The 22,368-nt window shown below is 50.8% G+C and carries 18 protein-coding genes; 7 read left to right on the plus strand and 11 right to left on the minus strand.

What is annotated here, in order from left to right; genetic code table 11:
• Positions 1–2 precede the first annotated feature (2 nt).
• The 5 genes from FH871_RS27135 to nadC form a co-directional block, all read right to left on the minus strand.
• The gene (locus FH871_RS27135) at positions 3–755 is read right to left on the minus strand and encodes a hypothetical protein (RefSeq protein ID WP_138994557.1); all 753 of its coding nucleotides are present in this window, start codon (positions 753–755) and stop codon (positions 3–5) included.
• Positions 756–758: 3 nt separating this feature from the next.
• Entirely contained in the window at positions 759–2,027 is a 1,269-nt protein-coding gene (locus FH871_RS27140) for an AAA family ATPase (RefSeq protein ID WP_138994558.1), read from the minus strand.
• A gap of 165 nt (positions 2,028–2,192) precedes the next feature.
• Positions 2,193–2,396, minus strand: a complete 204-nt coding sequence (locus FH871_RS27145; RefSeq protein ID WP_138994559.1) for a hypothetical protein — start codon at positions 2,394–2,396, stop codon at positions 2,193–2,195.
• An 11-nt stretch (positions 2,397–2,407) separates the two neighbouring features.
• Positions 2,408–3,418, minus strand: coding sequence for a quinolinate synthase NadA (nadA, locus tag FH871_RS27150; protein WP_138994560.1), 1,011 nt, complete (start codon positions 3,416–3,418; stop codon positions 2,408–2,410).
• A gap of 81 nt (positions 3,419–3,499) precedes the next feature.
• Positions 3,500–4,333, minus strand: coding sequence for a carboxylating nicotinate-nucleotide diphosphorylase (gene nadC / locus FH871_RS27155; protein ID WP_138994561.1), 834 nt, complete (start codon positions 4,331–4,333; stop codon positions 3,500–3,502).
• A 125-nt stretch (positions 4,334–4,458) separates the two neighbouring features.
• Between nadC and FH871_RS27160 the strand changes: the two genes are divergently transcribed.
• The 4 genes from FH871_RS27160 (at position 4,459) to FH871_RS27175 (ending at position 11,255) form a co-directional block, all read left to right on the plus strand.
• Positions 4,459–4,833: a hypothetical protein gene (locus tag FH871_RS27160; protein WP_114408289.1), complete on the plus strand. Its 375-nt coding sequence runs from the start codon at positions 4,459–4,461 to the stop codon at positions 4,831–4,833.
• Positions 4,834–4,963: 130 nt separating this feature from the next.
• Positions 4,964–7,966 carry a protein translocase subunit SecDF gene (secDF, locus tag FH871_RS27165; protein WP_138994562.1) on the plus strand — a complete coding sequence of 1,001 codons (3,003 nt, stop codon included), beginning with the start codon at positions 4,964–4,966 and terminating at the stop codon, positions 7,964–7,966.
• Between the two features lie 138 nt (positions 7,967–8,104).
• Positions 8,105–9,676 (plus strand): amino acid permease, encoded by a 1,572-nt coding sequence (locus tag FH871_RS27170; RefSeq protein WP_138994563.1) that lies wholly within the window; start codon positions 8,105–8,107, stop codon positions 9,674–9,676.
• A gap of 205 nt (positions 9,677–9,881) precedes the next feature.
• Positions 9,882–11,255 (plus strand): rhodanese-like domain-containing protein, encoded by a 1,374-nt coding sequence (locus FH871_RS27175; protein ID WP_138994564.1) that lies wholly within the window; start codon positions 9,882–9,884, stop codon positions 11,253–11,255.
• A 60-nt stretch (positions 11,256–11,315) separates the two neighbouring features.
• Here FH871_RS27175 and FH871_RS27180 read toward each other — a convergent pair whose 3' ends face one another.
• From FH871_RS27180 to FH871_RS27200, 5 genes are all read right to left on the minus strand, one after another.
• Complete coding sequence (locus FH871_RS27180) at positions 11,316–11,756, minus strand: hypothetical protein (protein ID WP_138994565.1); 441 nt, start codon at positions 11,754–11,756, stop codon at positions 11,316–11,318.
• A 50-nt stretch (positions 11,757–11,806) separates the two neighbouring features.
• The gene (nuoK, locus tag FH871_RS27185) at positions 11,807–12,115 is read right to left on the minus strand and encodes an NADH-quinone oxidoreductase subunit NuoK (RefSeq protein WP_114408283.1); all 309 of its coding nucleotides are present in this window, start codon (positions 12,113–12,115) and stop codon (positions 11,807–11,809) included.
• Between the two features lie 7 nt (positions 12,116–12,122).
• Positions 12,123–12,647: an NADH-quinone oxidoreductase subunit J gene (locus FH871_RS27190; protein WP_138994566.1), complete on the minus strand. Its 525-nt coding sequence runs from the start codon at positions 12,645–12,647 to the stop codon at positions 12,123–12,125.
• 24 nt (positions 12,648–12,671) lie between these two features.
• Positions 12,672–13,952 carry a 4Fe-4S binding protein gene (locus FH871_RS27195; RefSeq protein ID WP_138994567.1) on the minus strand — a complete coding sequence of 427 codons (1,281 nt, stop codon included), beginning with the start codon at positions 13,950–13,952 and terminating at the stop codon, positions 12,672–12,674.
• Between the two features lie 74 nt (positions 13,953–14,026).
• Positions 14,027–16,450, minus strand: coding sequence for a thiamine pyrophosphate-dependent enzyme (locus FH871_RS27200; RefSeq protein ID WP_171062968.1), 2,424 nt, complete (start codon positions 16,448–16,450; stop codon positions 14,027–14,029).
• A gap of 305 nt (positions 16,451–16,755) precedes the next feature.
• On the opposite strand from FH871_RS27200, the gene FH871_RS27205 reads away from it, so the two are divergent.
• Positions 16,756–17,214, plus strand: coding sequence for a DUF1573 domain-containing protein (locus FH871_RS27205; RefSeq protein ID WP_114408280.1), 459 nt, complete (start codon positions 16,756–16,758; stop codon positions 17,212–17,214).
• Between the two features lie 84 nt (positions 17,215–17,298).
• Here FH871_RS27205 and FH871_RS27210 read toward each other — a convergent pair whose 3' ends face one another.
• The gene (locus FH871_RS27210; RefSeq protein WP_138994568.1) at positions 17,299–20,205 is read right to left on the minus strand and encodes a putative LPS assembly protein LptD; all 2,907 of its coding nucleotides are present in this window, start codon (positions 20,203–20,205) and stop codon (positions 17,299–17,301) included.
• Between the two features lie 251 nt (positions 20,206–20,456).
• On the opposite strand from FH871_RS27210, the gene FH871_RS27215 reads away from it, so the two are divergent.
• Positions 20,457–21,221 (plus strand): N-acetylmuramoyl-L-alanine amidase, encoded by a 765-nt coding sequence (locus FH871_RS27215; protein WP_138994636.1) that lies wholly within the window; start codon positions 20,457–20,459, stop codon positions 21,219–21,221.
• A 151-nt stretch (positions 21,222–21,372) separates the two neighbouring features.
• On the plus strand, positions 21,373–22,362 hold the full coding sequence (locus FH871_RS27220) for an MlaD family protein (RefSeq protein WP_138994569.1): 990 nt from the start codon (positions 21,373–21,375) through the stop codon (positions 22,360–22,362).
• Positions 22,363–22,368: the final 6 nt, after the last annotated feature.

A 22,368-nucleotide genomic window follows, 5' to 3' on the forward strand; every position in this document is an offset into this window, starting at 1 on the left:
GATTAAGGGGCGGTGTCTAATCGTAGGTTAGCGAGTTCCTGTTCCAGAAGTTGTAGCTCATCGGACCAAAGAGCGTTACCTACAAAGAATGTTTTAATGCGTTTAAAATGAGGATCATCCAGCAAAACCGTCGCGACGGTTGCACTGTACGGTTTTGTAGCTTTGCCTAAATTCATTAGGTTTTCTAACGAAGCGGTTATTCTTATCTCTTCATCAGGAGTCAAACCGTCATCTGCCAGCTTGATAACTTGCTGATACTGCTTGTGCAATTCCGTACGAACAGCAATTCCAATTTCCCGGCGTGGACTGATCAATTGTTGCTCATCGTTCAGTTTAAGAACAATAACTGAATTTTTTCCTTTTTGTGTTCGACCAAACAGAATGTAATCAAGCATGTAGAAATGCTCTTTCGGATTGTCAGTTATCGGATTAACAAGCGGATATTTATTCGGGTCCTTCTCTCTCTTGGCATTGTTGCAGTGACGGCTAGAAGGAAGCAAATTCAGCCAGTCCAGAACTTGATTAGGATAGATTGATTTTGGAAGAAAATGCTCCACCTCCATTAATTTCCCTTCTTCGTGTAATTGGATTTCCGAATAAGCGCATTTGTAAGCGGACATTTCCAGCAATGCTTTCTTCAGGAAAGAGAAATCCCAAACCCGTAATTCTTGATTTGAAATGAATTTGGCGGTTTGCTTCTCAACCCATTCGGCAGTCATTTCGACCGGTGGCTCCGTGCGTACTAATCGAATCATATTTTAAACGGGAATCAGCGAAGACATTTGAATTTGCAATACTTTTCGTTGGTGACTGGAAGGAGAAAGGATTTTATCAAGTTCTTCGTAGGCGGTTTTAGCACCTGCGTAATTCTCTTCCAGTAACGAATCTTCAAATTCCCGCATTAATTCTAAATAACGATCTGAACGGGTTTTCTCGCCCAAATCCATCAATTCCCGCAAAATTTCTTCCACTGTCCAACCTTGAAATGACCCAAACTGTTGGCGAATGTTAATACTTCCCGTCGCTTCGTCTTTTTCCAGCATAACCAGATTAACATTCTCTGCTGATTGGACGATGAGTGGACTGTGAGCGGTCACGATAAACTGGGTATTTGGAAATAAATCACTGAGGTATTTTATGATTTTTCGTTGCCATTCCGGATGGATGTGCAAATCTATCTCGTCAACTAAAACGATTGCGGGGCCGTGAAGAGGGTTTTCTAAATCAGGATAGCGATCAAACATTCTTTTGGCTAAATCAGCAAGCCAAGAAATTGTTATTTGGTATCCATAACCGAGTGATGATAATTTTACCCACCCATAAATTGTATCAACTTCAACAAACGACTTAAGATGTTCATCCGTCGTAAACCTTATATTTCTGATATCAGGTAAAATGTGACTTTTTATAAGAACATCCTCTATATTTTTATAAACTTTTTTAGCGAATGCACTTCCATTTTTTACTGCATAATCAGTTTGAAGGAGCCACTCTTCAGTATTAATTAATTCGGTCTTATCATTTATTAAGTCTTCTAGTGGATCGTTAATTTCACTTTTATTAAAACTTGTTGATGCAGTACGCCTTGATGTTCCATAAGAACAAATGATGAGATCAGTAATCTCGCTGTTTTTAGCGATACCAGCACTTTCATTACTATAATAATAGGAGTCTACAAAGTCTTTATATATTTTATTTAAGGGGATAGTAAATTCAGCCCTTACATGGCCTGAACTATCTCCAAAGATTTCACCTCTATAGAAAAAGCCAGTAGGTACATAAGCCACTCTATGATCGTCGTTAACCTCCGTATCCTTGACCAAATTACCTACACTTTTAGGTTGTAAACCTGCTACCAACTTTAGAAGGGTCGTCTTTCCAGTATTATTATTCCCAATAATTACTGACCATTGATTTGGGTTCTTATCTTTATCAGTAAAATTTATTGTATATGTGTTTTTAAAGCATTTCACGTTATCTAAGTGAAGTGCTTTAAAGTAAATAGTATTATTGGTTGATTGAAGCATTAATTTGATTAGTTTTTAGAATTCAAGAAACCTTATATAAGGTTTCTTGAATTCTAAATTAAGTTCGTACTCTATAAAATATGAGAAGATTGTCTATACCCTTCAAATGAATTGCCAAAAAATTATGTAACCAGGTACAACAATGTTGTGACTGGTCATAAAGAATTAAAATAATTGATCTTTACCCTCCAAAATTGGAGTAAGATCCCGATCCGACCAAACCGATACGGATTGTATTTCTCTTCGGTAGGCGTCCATATCGAACTGGACTGGTTTTTCCTGCTTGTGCAGGAAAAAGTTAACGAAGTCAATCACCTCTTTTTGATGTTCGTCGCTTAACTGTGTATATTTTCCCAGTAAGTCTTTCATAGCTGGTTAATTTACAATCCCTTACTCATTTCCAGCATCCTTAACACCGAAGCCTCAGCTTTCACGCGCACGTCTTCCGGGACAAAAATCTCCGGTTTTTCGTAATACAACGTATTGTACAGCTTTTCGAGCGTGTTCATTTTCATGTATGGACACTCCGAACAGGCGCAGGTGTTGTTCTCACTGGCCGGAGCCGGAATGATTTTCTTATTCGGAACCGACTGCTTCATCTTGTGCAGAATACCGGCTTCCGTTCCCACAATAAACACCTCGTCGGGCTGATCCGTCACGTATTTCAGCAGGGCTGTGGTCGAACCCACAAAATCGGCCTGACTCAGAATGTGTTCCTGGCATTCGGGGTGGGCAATGAACTTGGCTTCGGGGTATTTCTGCCGCAAAGCCGTCAGTTTTTCCAGCGAAATATCGATGTGGACAATGCAGGCCCCATCCCACAACACCATATCCCGACCGGTTTTCTTGGCCACAAACCGCCCCAGGTTGGCATCCGGCGCGAAGATAATTTTCTGATCTTTCGGTAAAGACTCTACGATCTTCACCGCGTTCGAAGACGTGCAGATGATGTCCGACAACGCCTTGATTTCCGCCGAGCAGTTGATGTAACTGATTACGATGTGGTCCGGGTGTTGGGCCTTGAAAGCCGCAAACTGATCGGCCGGGGCCGAGTCGGCCAGTGAACAACCGGCGTTCATGTCGGGAATGACGACTTTCTTGTGGGGTGACAGAATTTTGGCGGTTTCGCCCATGAAATGCACCCCGCAGAACACAATCATCTCGGCGTCGGTGGCGGCTGCCTGCTGCGACAAACCGAGGCTGTCGCCGATGTAGTCGGCCAGGTCCTGAATGTCGCTATCGACGTAATAGTGGGCCAGAATCACGGCGTTTTTCTCCTTCTTCATCCGCCGGATTTCGTCCATTAAAACGTCTTTTTCTTTCGGCGTGGAACGGCTGATATAACCGATTTGCCGGATTTCTTCATCTAAAGTGAGTGGGAGCGTTGCCATAGTGTATAAAAAACTACCTCTGATGTTCTCTGATCAACTCTGTGTAACAAATTTAACTATTACACAGAGTTGATCAGAAAGTTAATATGCTTTTAAACTCATATCTAAACTTTTGACCTGGTGCGTCAGAGCACCGGACGAAATGTAATCGACGCCGGAATCCGCATAGTCGCGCAGGTTGGTTTCGTTGATCCCGCCCGATGCTTCCGTCACCATCCGCCCGTCGATCAGTTCCACCATCCGTTTCAGTTCCGCCGGTGCAAAGTTGTCCAGCAACATCCGGTCGATTTGCCCGATGCGCAGCACTTCTTCCACTTCCTTCTGGTTTCGCACTTCCACTTCAATCGGCAGGGTGCGACCGGTGGTTTTCAGATACTGAACGGCTTTGGTAACGGCCGCTTCGATCCCGCCAGCGTAGTCGAGGTGGTTGTCTTTGATCAGAATCATGTCGAACAGGCCGAAACGGTGATTGATGGCACCGCCAATCTTTACCGCCATTTTTTCGCAAATCCGGAAGTTCGGCGTTGTTTTTCGCGTATCCAGCAGCCTGGTTTTGGTGCCTTCCAGCATGTTTACCATCGTTCGGGTGTGGGTTGCAATGCCACTCATGCGCTGCATGCAGTTCAGCACCAGCCGCTCCGCTTTCAGAATCGATTGCGCCCGACCGCTGACCGTCAGCACAATGTCGCCGTAATGAATGGCCGAGCCATCCTGGATGTTGACATGAACCTGCAAGTCCGGGTCCACTTCCCGAAAAACCGCTTCGGCCACTTCAACACCCGCCAGCACGCCGTCCTGCTTCACCAAAAGCCGGGCGCGCTTATGGGCATCGGCCGGAATGGTCGAGAGCGAGGTATGATCGCCATCGCCGATATCCTCGGCTAAGGCCAGTTTGATAAACTCCTGTAATGTCATTTTTAATTATTTCGGCGAAAGTTAGTGGACTTCTTGAAAAAATACCCGAAAAAAACCGATTTGCTTTCTTGCCGAACTATCACGAAATTTGTTCCCCTCGTTCCGGCGAACCATTTTAAACGTCCATGAAGCAACAGCGTAACGATTATATTCGTTTGATGAGCCTCTTCCTGACCGGCTTGCTACTCCTGGTGGCATCGGGCGGGCCTTCGTGGTTGTCTGTTGAACAACTTCCGGCAAAGCAAACTGTTCAAACGCCGAAGAAGGAAAAGAAAGCCGCCGATGCTCAGCAGGTTGTCGTTCAGGCGACCTCGTTTGATGCTGTTGTCACGCCCGCGTTGACGTTTGGCTTCGCGCAGGCGGTTTATCTGCTGCCACCGCCCGTCTTGTTTTTTGTCCTCAAACAAACGGTTATTCCCCGGTATTCGGAAGTTCCTTACTTTTATTTCTCGTTTTTTCGCTACGTTTTCGGGCATCACATCGCCATCAATGCGCCCTGATTTTTTTCAGAAGTGAGAAGGTAAAGACAAAAACCGCCTTTCACCGGGTTACGATGTCATTTCTTCATCTTTCTCATGCTGCTATTTTTTTCTATTGTCTCACATCTTTTCTCTTTATTCTTCATTACTAATGCAAAACCGAGTCGGAATACTCATTCTGACGGGTGTAGTTGCGCTATTGTGCATTTACTATCTGTCGTTTACGTTCGTGTCGAACAGCATCAAAAATGACGCGACCACCTACGCTACCAACACGAAGGGTGATGTGGATATCACCAAAAAACAGCATTACATCGATTCCCTCTGGAAAGAACCGGTTTATCTGGGCAACACGCTGGAAGAAGTAACCACCCGCGAATTGGGCCTGGGTCTTGACTTGCAGGGCGGTATGCACGTCGTTCTGGAAGTGTCGCCCTCCGAAATCCTGCGCGGTCTGGCCGGTGGCACCCGTGATCCGAAATTCGAACAGGCGCTGAAAAAGGCGACCGAAGCCCAGAAGTCGGGGCAATCGAAATTTGTGGATAATTTTATCAGCGCCTACAAAGAGGTGGCACCCAACACGAAACTGGCGACGATTTTTGCCAACAGCACCAACCGGGGCAAAATCAACTTTCAGTCGTCGGATGCCGAAGTTCGCAAACTGATCAACGACGAAGTCGACGGTTCCATCAGCCGGGCGTTCCAGATCATTCAGGCGCGGGTCGATAAGTTTGGGGTTGCCAATCCTAACATTCAACGGTTGCCGGGTTCGGGCCGGATTCTGATCGAATTACCGGGTGTCGATAATCCTGAGCGTGTTCGTCGTCTGTTGTCGGGGGCGGCCAAACTGGAATTTGCCGAAGTCTATACCCTGAACGATGTGGCTGGTGGGCTGGATCAACTGGGCGCATATCTCGTGCAGATGGAAGCCGAACGGAAAATCGCGGCTACCCAAAAACCGGCTGGAACGACAGCAACCACCACGGACACGACGAAAAAAGACAACTCGCTGGCGGCTCAGCTGGCGCAGAAAAACCAGGCCGCCAAAGGCGACAGCGCTAAGTCGGATACCTCGGCAACAGCGGCCCAGAACGCGGCCCTGACGAGCCTGTTCGTGCCGATGTCGCAGAACCAACTGGGTGTTTATCTGAAAGATACGGCTCGTGCCAACGACATTCTGGGCCGCGCCAACGTGAAAGCACTGTTCCCGGCGGATGCGGTTCTGATGTGGGACCGGAAAGCCATCGTTACCAACGATAACAAAGAGATTCTTCCTTTGTATTTCATTCGTAAACCGGCGGGCCGAGCACCGCTGGAAGGCGATGTGATCGTCGATGCCACCAACGACTACGACGACCGGGGTCGTCCGGAAGTGACCATGCGGATGAACGCAGAAGGTGCCCGCAAATGGCGTGCGCTGACGGCGGCCAACATCAACCGCCCGGTTGCCATCATCCTCGATAACCTGGTGTATACCGCGCCAACGGTGCAGAACGAGATTCCGAACGGTAGCTCCAGCATTTCGGGGAACTTCACCGTGGATGAAACCAAAGATATGGCTAACATCCTGAAAGCCGGTAAGTTACCTGCGCCTACCAACATTGTGGAAGAAGCGGTTGTCGGTGCTACCCTGGGTTCAGAAGCGGTTTCGGCGGGGGTTCTTTCTTCGGTGGTGGGGTTGATCATCGTTCTGATTTTCGTGGTAGCCTACTACGGCAGCGCCGGTTTCATTGCTGACCTTGCCCTGTTTGTCAACCTGTTTTTCCTGCTGGGCATCATGGCCTCGCTGGGGGCGGTTTTGACCATGCCCGGTATCGCCGGTATCGTGTTGACGATCGGTATGGCGGTCGATGCCAACGTACTGATTTTTGAGCGGATCAAGGAGGAGCTGGCATTAGGGAAACCGTTCAAACAGGCCATTGCCGACGGTTTTACAAATGCCTATTCGTCCATCATCGACTCGAACGTAACGACCCTGTTAACCGGTGTGATCCTGTTCATCTTCGGAACGGGTCTGATTCTGGGTTTTGCCACCACGCTCGTCATCGGTATTCTGACATCGCTGTTTGCCGCCATCTTCATCACCCGGATTATCCTGGAACAATATGTGAAGAATGGTAAAACGCTGGCTTTCGGAACGAGCTGGTCGAGAAACCTCTTCAAAGATTCGTCGTTTGATTTTGTATCGCGCCGGAAATTATACTACACGATTTCGTCGGTCATCATCGGCTTGGGGATCATTTCGGTGATTTTCAAAGGCTTCGGTCTGGGGGTCGATTTCAAAGGCGGACGCTCGTATGTCGTTCGTTTCGAAAACAACGTCAGCACCGATGATGTGCGGAATGCACTGGAAAATGAACTGCCTGGTTCACTCGAAGTAAAAACCTACGGCGGAACCGGTGTTGGCGGGGCCAACCAGGTTCGGGTTACGACCAGCTACCTGGCCGATGCCACCACACCGGAAGCCGACAAACAGACGGAATCAAAATTACTCGCCGGTCTGACCAAAATTCAGGGTAATAAAGGGAACATTGAAAGCTCGCAGAAAGTAGGTCCGGCCATTGCCAATGACCTGATCTATTCGGCACTCTGGTCGATTTTGCTGGCCGTTGCCGTGGTATTCTGTTACATTCTGATCCGGTTTAAGAAGCTGGCTTTTGGTTACGGTGCCGTCGTCGCGTTGTTCCACGACGTGCTGATCATTCTGGCTATTTTCTCGATTGGTAATGGCTGGCTGCCGTTCTCACTGGATGTTGATCAGGCGTTTATCGGGGCCTTGCTGACCATCATGGGGTATTCGATGAACGATACCGTCGTCGTCTTTGACCGCGTTCGGGAATACCTGAACGATACGAAAGGCCGCAAGGAAAGCATTCCGGTGATTATCAATAACGCTTTGAACAGCACCCTGAGCCGCACCGCCGTAACGGGTCTTTCGACCATGCTGGTGTTGATCGTGTTGTTCTTCTTCGGTGGCGAAACCATCCGTGGGTTCTCGTTTGCGATGCTGATCGGGGTCATTGTCGGAACGTATTCGTCGCTGTTTGTCGCGACGCCGATTGTGGTCGATGCCCTGAGCCGCGACCAGCTCAACGAAGTAGTCGCCACGCCGGAACCGCCGGCAACCGGCAAAGCAGCCCGCGCCAAAGCCTAAGGGTGATGCATGAAAAAAGGGATAAGGACTATGATCGTCTTTATCCCTTTTTTATATTTCGGTTTTCTTGTATTGACTACAACTACAAAAGCCTTATTTTGCAAAACATTTAATCCGTAAAATTTTATTCGGTTCTATATGGAGTCTACCAAAGCATCAACCCAAACTAAAAATCAACTCTGGGCCAAGAAGTCGATCAGCAAGCTCATGGAAGAGACGGCTGCCGAGCCCAACAGTCTGGATCCAATTAGTCAGGAGGGAACTTTAAAACGCACCTTAAGCTCAACAAACCTGATTGCCCTCGGGATTGGGGCCATCATCGGTGCCGGGTTATTCGTTCGAACCGCAGCCGCGGCTGGCGGTCATGCCGGGCCGGGGGTTACCATTTCGTTTGCCATTGCGGCTTTTGCCTGTGCGCTCGCCGGGTTGTGCTATGCGGAGTTTGCGTCGATGATTCCCATTGCAGGTAGTGCCTATACCTATAGTTATACCACGATGGGCGAATTTATCGCCTGGATTATTGGCTGGGATTTGGTGCTGGAATACGCGCTGGGGGCGGCCACGGTTTCGATTGGCTGGTCGCAATACCTCAATGCGCTGTTCTACGACTTCTTCAAGTTTCACATACCCTATCAATGGTGTCACTCTCCCTTTCAGATCAGCGACGGGCTGGGTATGTATGCCGGTGAAGCGGGTGTACACGGGATTATTAACCTGCCTGCGGTCTTTATTCTGTTGATGTTGAGTCTGTTATTGATCCGGGGAACGCAGGAGTCTGCGACGTTCAACAACATCATTGTGATTGTGAAAGTGAGCATTGTTTTGCTGATCATCGCTCTCGCCTGGAAATTCATCAACCCCGCCAACCACGTGCCGTATCTGATTCCGGCCGATGCGGGAACGGCTACGCTGAGCACCGGCCAGATTCACAACTACGCCGATCCGCTCAACCACGGCTGGCTGGGTGTACTGCGGGGCGCTGGTATCGTGTTCTTTGCGTTCATCGGTTTCGATGCGGTTTCAACAGCCGCGCAGGAAGCCAAGAATCCGCAGAAAGATATGCCCGTCGGTATTCTGGTTTCGCTGGCGATCTGTACATTCCTGTACATTCTGTTTTCGCACGTTCTGACCGGTTTGGCACCCTACAAAGAGTTCATGGGTCACGGGGGCGAAGCGTCGGTTGTTTATGCCATTACGAATTATATGCCCGGTTATGAATGGCTGGCTTCGTTGGTAACGGTAGCGATTCTGGCCGGTTTTTCTTCCGTAATTCTGGTGATGCTATTGGGCCAAACCCGCGTATTCTACACCATGAGCAAAGATGGGCTGGTGCCGGCTATTTTCTCAAAACTGCACCCGAAATACAAAACACCATACCGTTCGCAGTGGGTGTTTTTTGTTTTCGTTTCCATTTTTGCTGCCTTCATTCCCGATAGCGTCGTGGGTGACATGACCAGCATCGGAACGCTGTTTGCCTTTGTGCTGGTGTGTCTGGGCATCATGATTCTGCGCAAAACCGACCCGAATCTGGTTCGTCCGTTCAAAACGCCCTTCTACATGATCGTTTGTCCGCTCGGTGCGCTCATTTGTCTGGCCATGATCCTGAGTCTGGGCTGGGAAAACTGGACCCGCCTGATCGTCTGGATGGGCATCGGTTTGTTGATTTACTTCGTCTACGGACGGTATCATAGCAAGCTGAGGGCTAAATAATTATAAATGCAAAATGCTGAATATCAAATGTAAAAAAACAACCCAAGACCGCACTTTTACATCTGATATTCAGCATTTTACATTTACAATACCCTTATTGTGATGTTGAAAAGGCCTAAAACTCTACCCAGTTTTAGGCCTTTTTATTAAATGACCCCTTGCTTTGCCAAAGTTTTCCCAACTTTGGGCACGGAAATGAATCGTGATGATAATCGAACAACTTTATACCGGATGCCTGGCTCAGGGAGCCTATTATATTGAAAGTGAGGGCGAAGCTGCCGTGATCGACCCTTTGCGTGAAACCGCTCCTTACCAGAAAAAAGCCGAACAGAATGGTGCCCGGATCAAATACGTGTTTGAGACGCATTTCCACGCTGATTTTGTTTCCGGTCATGTTGATCTGGCCAAAAAGACGGGCGCGACGATTGTCTACGGCCCAACCGCACAAACCCGTTTTGAGTCCCATCATGCGCAGGATGGTGAAGTGTTCAAGCTCGGTAAACTATCCATCATAGCCTTGCACACTCCGGGTCACACGCTGGAATCGACTACGTATCTACTGGTGGATGAAAACGGCAAAAACCACGCGATTTTTACCGGCGATACACTGTTCATCGGCGACGTGGGTCGTCCCGATCTGGCCATCAAAGGCAATCTGACCGAGCAGGATCTGGCCGGAATGCTGTATGAAAGCCTTCATGCGAAGATTATGCCGCTGGAAGATGACGTCATCGTGTATCCGGCGCACGGGGCCGGATCGGCTTGCGGGAAGAACATGAGCAAAGAAACGACGGATACGCTCGGGAATCAGAAGCGGTTTAACTACGCACTGCGTGCACAAACGAAAGAGGAGTTTATCAAGGCCGTACTCGACGGGTTAACCACAGCACCGGCGTATTTTGCGGAAAATGCCCGGCTCAACAAGGAAGGCTACGAAGCCATCGACGACGTCATGGAACGCGGCCATCAGGCTCTGTCGCCGGAGGCTTTTGAAGCGGCCGTCAACGAAACCGGTGCGTTGGTACTCGACGTCCGCGACGCGCCGGACTTTGCAAAAGGCTTTATTCCCAACGCGATCAATATTGGGCTAGACGGCCAGTTTGCCCCCTGGGTGGGTGCCTTGATTTCGGATTTGAAACAACCCATCGCGCTCGTTACCGCCGTTGGTGAAGAAGAAGAGGCCGTTCGGCGACTGGCCCGCGTGGGCTACGATCATAGCATCGGCTACCTGGAAGGCGGTTTTTCGTCGTGGCAAAAAGCCGGCAAAGAAGTGGATGCCATCGACTCCGTCTCAGCCGGTGCGTTTGCTCAACAGCATGGCAAAGGAATCGTCGTGGATGTTCGTCGGCCCGATGAGTTTGCCGTCGAACACGTTCGGAATGCCAGGAACTGGCCGCTCGATACGCTGAATGAGCACCTGACGGAAGCGGACAAAACCGAGCGGTTATACATCCACTGTGCGGGCGGTTACCGCTCGATGGTGGCGGCTTCGATCCTGAAAGCCAGAGGGTTCGACAACCTGGTGAATGTGGAAGGGGGAATTGCAGCCATTAAGAAGACCACGGTACCGACGGATTAACGGGAACGTTTCGTGACAACCCATCGCCAGGCGATTTTTAACGGGTTCATGGAGTGAAAATTATTGGGCTTTTTCAACTCGATCCACATACATAGAGAGATTTGGGAGTCCTGTAAAAGAGGTTGAAAGTTTATCCTCGACAATTTTACCCCAAACCCGATAGGCACGTGGTGGATTTAGATACGTTTCTTTTGTATAGGTAGGTGGCAGCTCTTGTACCTTATTTATACAATAATCGCAAAGCAGAATGGCTGCCACAGGAGTTCTCTGACCAATGCGTATAGCATCTTTCAAAACGAATCCCCATCCAGAAAATTCTGGAGGGCCGCTTAAATCAGCGGGCGCGTTTTCAAGATATTGAATGTATTGATATCGATTTTTATCCTGGTCACAGCAGGTACCATCCCAACAGTCGGGTTTAGGCTCTTTTTGGCAACTGGATGTACTCGTTGATACGAGAATACACATTGCCAGGAATACGAGAAGTTGGATCGCTTTCATACTTGATTTCAGCGTGATGGGAATGATCCGTGGTACAGAAAAAAGGTCGCTTACTTCTTCAGCTCATTCATTTCATCCAGTTGAACCGTGTTGAAATGGCGGTATACCTGCAAAATAATCGCCAGGGCGATAGCCGCTTCGGCGGCTGCGACAATCATCACAAACAGGCTGAATAGCTGCCCCTGCAACCGAACCGGGTCGTGTTGACTGAACGCAATCAGGTTCAGGTTTACCGCATTCAGCATCAGTTCGATGCCCATCAGAACCATAATCGCGTGGCGTTTTAAAATCACAATCGCCAGCCCAATGCTGAACAAGGCGGCTCCCACGAGCAGAAACAGGCCGGAATTGATTTCCATCGGTTCGTTATTTAGTTCGGGATGAAGCCGCAATGGTCGTGGCACCAATCAGTGCCACCAGCAGCAGAACGCCCGCTATTTCGAACGGGATGAGGTATTCGGTCATCAACTGCCGCCCAATCGTATCGACCGTCGATCGGTATGAAGGTTCGCCCTGATTCAGCAAGACGAAATTTCCCCGCACCAGTGCCCGGTACAACACGCTGAAAATACCACCCGCCACCAGTAAGGCCCACAGCCAGCTCCGGTGTTTGGTCAGAATGAAGTTCGGTTCCGTATAATCGGTTTTGGCGGTATCGGTTTTGTGCGTTAGCATAACCCCGAAAATGATCAGTACCAGCACTCCGCCCACGTAAATCATGATTTGCGAAACGGCCAGAAAATCGGCACCGGCCAGCACGAACAGCCCTGCAACGCCCAGTAGCGTCAGCAGCAGAAAAAAGGCGGCATACAACACATTTTTGGTCAGCAAAACCGCCAGGGCCGATCCGAGCGTGAAGAGGACGAATAAATAGAAAACGATCTGAACCACTGCTGTAACGGATTTACCGGATGATTAGGGTTGTTCTTTGGGTGGTAGCTTCGGTTTCAGCGTCGGCCGAAAAACCGGGCGCGGCTTTGGCGCTTCGTCCGGTTTTTGTTCATCGACGGGCGGTTCTGAGTCCGCCGGTGTGGTTGGCAGTTCTGCAACCGTTTCTGTCGGCTTCGATTCCGCAACGGGCGGAGCCGGGGCGGTTTTCGGTTTTAAGGTTGGCCGGAAAACCGGCTTGGCTGCCACCGGCTTCGGCTCTTCAGGTTTGGCTGGCTCCGACGAAACCGCTTCCGCCGGTTTCACTTCTTCGGCTGTCGGGGCGGTTTTTGGTTTTAAGGTTGGTCGGAAAACGGGCTTTGCCGCGACCGGTTTGGCTTCTTCAGCCGGTTTTTCCAGGCCTTCCATCGCAATCTTTTCCGCTTCGTCCGGGGTTACGTCGGTCAGCGGGTGTTCAGCCACCGAACCCGCCGAATTTTGTTCCGTCAGCGGTTTTTCTTCCTCTTTCGGCGGTTGAGAAGGCGTTTTCAGCGTTGGCCGGAAAACCGGACGTGGTCTAGGCGTTGGCGGTTCTGCCACCGGCGTGGTTTCAGCCGCTTCAATAGACGGTTCCGGTGTAACGGTTGGCTCAGCAGGCGGTTCGGCCGGTTTGGGAGCGGGCTTCATGCCGGGCCGGAAGACCGGTTTTTTCGGCGTGTCCAGCGTCGGCGAAGGGGCTGGAGCGGCTTTGGCAGCGGCCTGCTGTGCCTTCATTGCTTCTTTCTCCAGCACAAACTGTTCGTACAACCTTCGTTTTTCATCCGCCTGTTCGGGCGTCAGGTTGGCATAATGGTAGGTCATGTTGCCCAGCTCAAACTCGCTGAAGTCGTAGGTCTTCGTCATCGTCAGGCACTCGGTCGGGCAAACCGTCGTGCAAAGGCCACAATAGCAGCACTTGGCCATGTCGATGTCGAACTTGCCCGCATACAGCCGAATCGGTGAACCATCCGACGCCTTTCCGACTTCCTCCGTCGCCTTAATCGCATCGATGGTGATGCAATCGACCGGGCACACTTTGACGCACTTATCACAGACGATGCAGTCGTCCATTTCGTTGTGGAGCCGGTAGCGGCCATTGTCCGGCACCTGGAGCGTCTCAAACGGGTATTGCAGCGTGACAATGCCCGTGTCCTGCCCGAAATAATCCGTTTGCTGGACATTGATCGGTTTCCGGCTCTGGCGGGCATCCAGCAAATGCCGAAACGTGAGCTTCAGCCCTGTCAGCGTCGTTTGGATACCTTCCTGTATGTCTTTAAAATACTGGCTCATTTTGTGTAGAAGAAAGAAGTTAGAATAGAGAATAAAGACATTGGCGCTAAGCAATCTGCTCTTTCTTCTTTCTTCTAACCTCTTTTCTCTCCATATAATTTCGGAAAACGGGCCGGTTCGGCTTCATTCATCAGTTCATACACCACATCAAAAACGTCTTCGGCACTGGGTTTGGAGAAATAGTCGCCATCGGAACCGTAGGCTGGGCGGTGTGCTTTGGCCGACAGCGTCCGGGGAGCCGAATCGAGATAGCGGTAAGCATTTTGTTTTTCAATCACCTCCTGCATCATGTAGGCCGAACCGCCCCCCGGAAAATCTTCATCGGCAAACAACACCCGGCTGGTCTTCTTAATGGATTCCACAATGGAATGCGACCGGTCGAACGGCAGCAAGGTCTGTACGTCGATCACCTCGGCCTCAATGTCGAACTGGCGAAGCTGCTCGGCGGCTTCCAGCACAATCCGGCACATCGATCCATACGTCACAATGGTAATGTCGGAACCTTCGCGCAGGATTTCGGGAACGCCGAGGGGCAGACAAAATTCGTCCAGATTCTGCGGCAACCGTTCTTTTAGCCGGTAGCCGTTCAGGCATTCGACCACCAGGGCCGGATCGTCGCCTTTGATGAGGGTATTGTAAAAACCGGCGGCCTGGGTCATGTTGCGGGGTACCAGAATGTGTAAACCGCGTAAACTATTGACCATCGCGCTCATGGGTGAGCCCGAGTGCCAGATGCCTTCCAGCCGGTGGCCGCGCGTTCGAATGATCAGTGGCGCTTTCTGACCGCCTTTGGTGCGGTAATGCAGTGTGGCCAGATCATCGGTGAGCGTCGCCAGGGCGTAAAAAATATAATCGAAATACTGAATCTCAACGATGGGTTTCAGGCCCCGCATGGCCATGCCGATGCCTTGTCCAATGATGCTGGTTTCACGAATCCCGGTGTCGGTGATGCGCAGGTCGCCGTATTTTTCCTGCAAACCGGCAAAGCCCTGGTTCACATCGCCGATCAGCCCGACATCTTCGCCCAGGGCCACCACGCGCGGGTCGCGGCCGAAGAGGCTGTCGAAATACCGTTGCATCAATTGGTAGCCGTCGATTAGCTGACTTTCATCCGTATAGCGGGCTTCTACCGGCGTTACGTTCAGCGGTGAGTCCGGCGACTGGCTGTATAAATGCGAACTATAGCGTTCTTCGTTTTCGGCGGTGGTGCGCTCCAGCCAGGCCAGCAGACCCTGTTTGGCTTCCGACTCGTCGGTTCGTAAATACCGCAAAGCCCTTTTTACCGCCGTCGTCGCATCCCGCCGGATCGGCACGTGGGTGGTGCGCAACTGGTCGCGGATCCGGGCAATCGGCTCACCCTGCCGGGCGGTTTCGGCGGCCTGTTGCAGCAGCAGCATGGCCTCGTCAAAATCACCTTTTAAGGAGGCCAAATAGGCATTCCAGGCTTCCTGACGGGCCACTTTGGTGACCCGGGCGGCTTCACGTTCGATGGTATCCAGCTCGTCGTGACTGGCGTATCCGTTTTCGAGAATCCATTGGCGAAACTGCCGGTTGCAATCGTGCTGGCGTTCCCATTCCAGGCGTTCGGGGGTTTTGTAGCGTTCGTGCGAACCGGACGTGGAATGGCCTTGTGGTTGGGTAACTTCCTGAACATGAACCAATACCGGAACGTGTTCTTCCCGGCAAATGCGGGCGGCTTTCTGGTAGGTTTCCACCAGGGCCGGATAGTCCCAGCCTTTCACGGTCAGAATTTCAATGCCTTTTTCGGTATCGGTTCGTTGAAAACCGGCCAGGGCTTTCGAAATGCTGGCTTTTGTTGTCTGGTATTCTACCGGCACGGAGATGCCATAGCCGTCATCCCAGACCGACATCAGCAGGGGAACCTGCAAAACCCCGGCGGCATTCATCGTTTCGAAGAACATGCCCTGCGAAGTCGAAGAATCACCGATGGTTCCGAAAATAATTTCGTTACCATTTCGGGAGAACGTCGTCAAAAGATGTAGATGGGGGTTCTGACGATACAGCCGCGATGCGTAGGCCAGCCCAATTGATCTTGGAATCTGGCCTGCCGTCGGGGCAATGTCACCCACGGAATTGTAAAGTTCGGTTTGATTGCGCCAGAGACCTTTTTCGTCGAGCCAGCGGGTGGCATAATGGCCGTTCATCTGGCGGCCCGCCGAGTTAGGGTCAGCTTCGATGTCGGTGTGGGCGTAAAGCTGGGCGAAGAATTCGGTCCACCGAAGTTCGCCGAGTGCTGTCACAAAGGTTTGATCCCGGTAATAGCCGGAACGAAAATCACCGGCTTTGAAGGCATGAGCGGCTGCAAGCTGGGCAATTTCCTTGCCGTCGCCGAAGATGCCGAATTTGGCTCGTCCACCCATCACCTCGCGTCGGCCCAGGAGGCTGGCGTGGCGGCTTTCACAAGCCAGTCGATAATCTTGCAGGATTTTTTCCTGCGTCAGCGTATCGGTCGTATTCAATTGTTCGTTTGCAATCACAGAACGGCCACAGTTTTAGAGGTTCCAGTTAGCTCGATTAATTGCCTGTTCAAGGGTTTGTTGGTGGTTTTCAGGGTGATATCTAAAACCGATGATCATTGAACAAACAAAGTAACTCCGGCGATCGGAGTAAAAATAATATAAAGTTTGACAGCTTTCAAAAAAACGATTTTTTGACTTTCTTTGTTAAGCGAACATATGCCGTAATTTGCCTGGCAAACTTTTATTTGGCAAACCTTTTGTAGTATATACCTAGGATTGTAACGTAGTTTACCCGTTTGTTTGTAACTAAATTTTAAAAAGAAATGAAAAAGGCTTTTTCACTAATCGTGGTATTTTTTGCCATTACGACCATTGCTTTCGCTCAGAAAGGCGTTATTAAATTCACCAAAGAGTCGCATGACTTCGGCAAGGTTCCACAAGGTACGCCCGTTACCTACACGTTTGAGTTTACCAACACCGGCACTGACCCCGTGGTGATCTCGAACGCCCAACCTTCCTGTGGTTGTACAACGCCTGACTGGACCAAGAGCGCCGTTTTGCCCGGTCAGAAAGGATTTGTGAAAGCCACGTACAATGCGGCTTCGATGGGTTCATTCAACAAGAACGTGACCGTGGTGAGCAATGCAGAACGGGCATCGATTCCCCTGAACCTGACGGGTGAAGTAACCGCCAAAGAAGGTGCTTCTACCGCTGCCGCGACACCAGCCGCTGCTCCTGCCGCAGAAAAAAGCAAGAAGAAGAGCTCGAAAACTTCGCGCTAATACGCAAACGAAGACCATTCGATACTGCCAAAAAGGCATCCTGCAAACGCAGGATGCCTTTTTGGCTTTTATAAACCGGTTTCCCTAGTAGTTGATCGAGGTACCCCGGCGACGGCTGAGTTTCAAATCCTGGAGAATCGCCGACTTCACGCGGAGATCGAACGAGTAAAAATTAGACCGATACCGGTTGCCGGAAAACGGCGTGTAACTGAAGTTCATGTCCCAGCAGTGCAGGTCGCGGTGCAGCGTGATCGTGGTCAGCGAAGGGGCTTTGGCCGAAAAGTCGAAACCGGTCTGGAGGGAAAACTTCCATTTGGGAGTCAGACTCAAATCGCCCGTTACCTGCAACGTTTGCAGAATCTGGCTTTCAATGGGCGTAAATTTCGTAAGGCTAAAGGTATAGCTGAGGTTGACGGTCCACGGAATGTTAAAATCGACGTAGTCTTCCGGATTCCGGTTCATGTGCCGCAGTTCGGCCGCGTCGGTAGGCGTCTTGGCATTGGGCACCACCTTTGGTTTCTTCGAGTCCTTGGGCGCGAACTGCGTGCTCAGGTAGAAGTTCAGATTCTGCAAATGCGCGAGTCCCTGCCCCTGGGTGATCGCCAGCTTGTCGATTTTATTGAGCCGGAAGGTATTGACATACGGCCCCGTCTGGTAAAGTATAGATTGGTCCGGTACGTAATAAACACCGGTTGGGGTTTTAGCATCAGCAGAGTACGCATACGGATCGAAAACCGCCGAGAAGTTGAAACTGACTTTTTTCAGAATCTGCGTATTGGCGCTGAAATTTACCTGCGAAAACTTGAACTGGGGAGCGTAGGGGTTGTAGGAACCCGACAAACTGATGTTGTCAAAGAGCGACACTTTCTCAAATTCTTCCTTGGCGGAATCGCTCCGTGCCCGGACTTTCATTTCGATCTGGTTGACAATGTTATAGCTGATGGCAGCCGCCCGGCCCGTAAAACTGGAGGCCCCCGCCGTACCGCCCAATCCCCGGTAGCGCGAAATCTTGAGTACTTTTGTGGTATCGTACGGGTCGCGGAACTGCGACAGGGTGGTCGTAAACGCACTGGACAAATCCGGCGTGTAGCTGACCGAAATCGAGGGCGCAATGGTGTGCCTGATGGCTTCCAGCCGCCCCGCCCGTATGAAGAAGGTACCGTAGGCCCGGGTGTTCATCGAGGCACTGAAAGAGAGAAAATACGTCGCAGAAATACCACTTGCAGTATCCACCTTCACGGCTTTACGATCCGGCAAGTAGGTATATTGCAGGCTTTTGGTGTAAACATCACCGCTCAGCGACACCCCCGGGGTAAAGTTGAGGTACCGGGCCAGCTTGAAGTTGGGTAACGAAATCGGGATCGAATACCGGCTTTGTACCTGCGCGTTCTTCAGAATGGTCGGCAGGTTTTCAACGGTCATCGGAATCAGGTTGGAGTTGGTATAAATCTCCTGATTCGCCACGGCTGCCAGACTATCCCGCAGCCGTTGCAAGGTATCCCCCCGAATTGTCAGTGAGGTCACCACCGGGAAGCCCAGGTTGGTAATATCCACGGTTCGGAGAGTATTGTTGACGGTGGCCTGGGCGTTGAAATCCAGCCCCAGCCGGAAACTTTCGAACCATCGTCCGGTGCCGCCTTTCAGGGCAAAGGGCGCAATCTGGGCCACGCCGAGGTTAAAGCCCGACGAAATGTTGGTTTGCCCGCTCTCGCGCAGGTTGGTAACCGGATTGTATTTCCCGAAGTTCTGGCTGACGTTGATGTTGGCCGAACTGGTCACATACTGCCCAAACTTGTGACTGTAGTTGACGCCGGAGTTGGCCGCATTGGAAACGTAGCGGCCCGACGTCAGCGAGGTATTCAACTGGTTGTAGCTGTTGCTGCTGACGTTGACGTTGGCCGAAAACTGCGAGTTGCCGCGGGGCCGGGGCGAATGCGACCAGACGATGCTGAAGTCGTTGCGCGGTTTCGTGGCTGTATCGACGAGCGACGTAGTGCGGTTTCGGGCGTAGGAAAGGGCAAAGTTACCGCCAAAGCGGTATCGTTTCAGGTATTCCGACGAAAGTCCGAGCCCCCAGCTACCGTTGGAGTAAATCTGCCCCCGAAGGCTCATGCTGATGTACTGGCTGATGGCGAAGTAATAGCCGCCGTCGCGGAGGTAAAAACCGCGTCCGTTGGGTTCTTCACCGTATTGCGGAAAAATCAGCCCCGAGGTTCCGATTTCGTTTTTCTTGGGAATCGGGAAAAAGCCGAATGGGAGCGCTAAAGGGGTCGGAATGTCGTTAATCACTAAGTTGAAAGGCCCGGAGATGAGCTGTTTATTATGAACAACCTTGATCTTGCTGGCGTTGATGTGAAAGTGGGGGGTGGTCAGGTTACAGGTCGTGTAAATGGCATTTCGGATGTATAAATTGTCTTCAGCGTCTTTTTTGACGGTTTTTCCCCGAACATTGCCTTCGCCCTGGGCCGTAATGACGCCCTTGATAAAGCCTTTTTTGGTCTTGAAATTGAAGCGGATTTCCTGCGTATCGTACCGGCCGCTCGCATCCTGAAAAATAGGCAGACCGACCATTTTTTTGGCGGTCGAATCGTAGCGGCCTTTGGCAAAAACCTCGTTGGTGGTCCAGTTTAGTTTGATGTAGGCTGCCGTTAAGTGGATATCGCCGTAATCGACCTTGGCATCGCCGAAAAGTTCGACAATCTGGCCCGTTGCATCAAAGAGCGTGGAGTCTTTGGCTGAATAGTTGACGGTTGTTTGTAAATTACTGCCGTTATCGACCGAATCCGGGCGGCTCACCGTTCCCCGCGTCGTATCGACCACCACCGAATTGCCGGTGACGGTAGCGGAGGAGGGAGTTGCCGAGCGCGGGTTAAAAGCCGGAACGGTACGACGCGCCGGTTGTTGCTGACCGTGAACCACCAGGGGAAAGAGGGCGATCAGGCAGCAAACCAGATTCCGGATAATAAAGTATGGATTTTTCAGTTTTATCAAAAAAATTATATTTGCTCACAATCCAGCGCTGGCTTCCGCTGTCAGCCCGTCCGGTCGAATGGCCAAGAGGGTTCCGGCCTACTCCGGTTTACAAAGTTAGTCGCTAACTTCATTCCAATACTGCCTTGAAACGGTTAAACCTGTTAAAAATTATTAAACTATTCCGGACGGCCCCGAAATCGACTGCCCGGACCCTGTTGCCTGCTTCTTCTTTGGTGGTCCTCGTTCTGTGTCTGCTGGCGTTGCCGGGTATGACCCCGGTTTTACCGCAGGATAATCCAAAACAGGAGCAGGCGGAGGCCCGACCCGGTCGGCTACGAACGGTCGTTCTCGACCCCGGCCACGGCGGGAAAGATCCTGGTACCATGACCAAACGCAACCGCGAATCGCGGATTGTGTTGAAAATTGCGCTGGAACTGGGTCGGCGAATCAAGGAGGAACTGCCGGATGTCAAAGTGATTTACACCCGATCAACGGATGTGTTTATTGAACTGAACGAACGCTCGGCCATCGCCAACCGCAACAAAGCTGACCTGTTTATCTCGATCCACGTCAATGCCAGCCCATCGTCCAGCCGCGTCAACGGAACCGAAACCTACACGATGGGGCTGCACAAAACCACTGGAAATCTGGATGTTGCCAAACGCGAGAACGCGGTTATTTTGAAAGAAAGGAATTACAAGGAGAACTACCAGGGCTTTGATCCGGACTCGCCACTGGCCCACATCATGCTCGCCAACTACCAGCATGCCTTCATGAACAGCAGCGTCGATTTTGCCCAGAAAGTGGAGTGGAGTTTCAAGAAAAATGCCGAACGACCCAGTCGGGGCGTCAAGCAGGCGGGTTTCATTGTGCTGTGGCGAACCACCATGCCCAGTGTGCTGGTCGAAACCGGTTATATCACCAATCCCGACGAAGAACGGTATTTAGCTTCGGAAGAAGGGCAGGACGAAATGGCAAATGCCATTTTCCGGGCCTTTAAGGCATATAAAGACGAAGTAGATGCAGTAGAGTAAGTAAGTTGTTGTTAACTTCGCAACGGTTTTTATTGTTGGATGGATGAATGGTTACATGGTTTTTATGGTTCAATGGTTATTTAGTTATCCAATCCATTTTATCCATTGAACCATTGGCGACCATCTGACCATTCATCCATTCACACTCCGCATGAAAATTTCAAAAGAAGCAAAGGTGGGCATTCTGGCAGTGGTAACATTGGCGATGCTTTATTTCGGATTCAATTACCTCAAAGGTGCCGATATCTTTTCCCGATCGAATAAATACGTAGTCGTTTATGATAATGTCGATGGGCTGACGCCCTCAAACCCGGTGCAGCTCAACGGCCTGAATGTCGGGCGGGTGGATCGGATCGATATTATGCAACAGCAGGGCAATCGCTTGCTGGTTACGCTGGACATCGACAAACGGATTCAGGTGGGCAAAGGCTCCAAAGCCATTCTGGCCGATGCCGGAGTATTGGGCGGTAAGCTCATCATCCTGCAAATTAATCAGTCGGGTGGAGAACTGGCCAAAGGCGATACGCTGGTCAGCGGAAAGGAAGCGGGTCTGACGGCCTTGATCAAGGAGAAAACCCTGCCGGTCTTGAACACCGTCGATTCCCTGACCATCAACCTGAACCGGATCGTCAAGCAGTTCGACCGCACCGGCCTGGTGCTGAACCGGACGCTCGAAGGCGTGGAAGCAACCACCGGCACCCTGCAACTCACCATTGGCGAAAACCGCGAAGGCATCAAGCGTCTGATGACCAACCTCGGCATCCTGTCGGCATCACTGGCCGAAACCGAGAAAGAAATCAAACCGCTGCTGTCGAAAGCCAGTACCTTTGCGGATTCGCTCAACGCCCTGAAACTGAGCCAGACGCTGGCCAGCGCCAACCAATCCATCGCAACCCTGCAACAGATGCTGGCCGATATCAACAGCGGCAAAGGCACGCTGGGCAAGCTGAAAGGCGACGAGGCCCTGTATAAAAACGTCAACAACGCCACCGCCAGTCTGGACAAATTGCTGACCGATTTCCGCGAGCATCCGAAGCGATACGTACATTTTTCGCTGTTCGGCAAAAAGGAAAAGGCGGTTACCACACCGGCCCAGAGCACAACGACTGTGGTGCCGGTTTCGGATTCGACCAAAAACTAGTTTACG

This window comes from Larkinella sp. C7, from assembly GCF_006149005.1.
GTDB lineage: Bacteria > Bacteroidota > Bacteroidia > Cytophagales > Spirosomataceae > Larkinella.

Excerpts from the sequence above, each read along its gene's own strand:
- FH871_RS27220 (WP_138994569.1), top strand. The coding sequence starts at position 21,373 with ATGAAAATTTCAAAAGAAGCAAAGGTGGGCATTCTGGCAGTGGTAACA.
- FH871_RS27135 (WP_138994557.1), bottom strand. The coding sequence starts at position 755 with ATGATTCGATTAGTACGCACGGAGCCACCGGTCGAAATGACTGCCGAA.
- FH871_RS27180 (WP_138994565.1), bottom strand. The coding sequence starts at position 11,756 with ATGAAAGCGATCCAACTTCTCGTATTCCTGGCAATGTGTATTCTCGTA.
- nadA (WP_138994560.1), bottom strand. The coding sequence starts at position 3,418 with ATGGCAACGCTCCCACTCACTTTAGATGAAGAAATCCGGCAAATCGGT.
- nadC (WP_138994561.1), bottom strand. The coding sequence starts at position 4,333 with ATGACATTACAGGAGTTTATCAAACTGGCCTTAGCCGAGGATATCGGC.
- FH871_RS27160 (WP_114408289.1), top strand. The coding sequence starts at position 4,459 with ATGAAGCAACAGCGTAACGATTATATTCGTTTGATGAGCCTCTTCCTG.
- FH871_RS27215 (WP_138994636.1), top strand. The coding sequence starts at position 20,457 with ATGACCCCGGTTTTACCGCAGGATAATCCAAAACAGGAGCAGGCGGAG.
- secDF (WP_138994562.1), top strand. The coding sequence starts at position 4,964 with ATGCAAAACCGAGTCGGAATACTCATTCTGACGGGTGTAGTTGCGCTA.
- FH871_RS27195 (WP_138994567.1), bottom strand. The coding sequence starts at position 13,952 with ATGAGCCAGTATTTTAAAGACATACAGGAAGGTATCCAAACGACGCTG.
- FH871_RS27175 (WP_138994564.1), top strand. The coding sequence starts at position 9,882 with ATGATAATCGAACAACTTTATACCGGATGCCTGGCTCAGGGAGCCTAT.
- FH871_RS27170 (WP_138994563.1), top strand. The coding sequence starts at position 8,105 with ATGGAGTCTACCAAAGCATCAACCCAAACTAAAAATCAACTCTGGGCC.
- nuoK (WP_114408283.1), bottom strand. The coding sequence starts at position 12,115 with ATGGAAATCAATTCCGGCCTGTTTCTGCTCGTGGGAGCCGCCTTGTTC.
- FH871_RS27140 (WP_138994558.1), bottom strand. The coding sequence starts at position 2,027 with ATGCTTCAATCAACCAATAATACTATTTACTTTAAAGCACTTCACTTA.
- FH871_RS27205 (WP_114408280.1), top strand. The coding sequence starts at position 16,756 with ATGAAAAAGGCTTTTTCACTAATCGTGGTATTTTTTGCCATTACGACC.
- FH871_RS27145 (WP_138994559.1), bottom strand. The coding sequence starts at position 2,396 with ATGAAAGACTTACTGGGAAAATATACACAGTTAAGCGACGAACATCAA.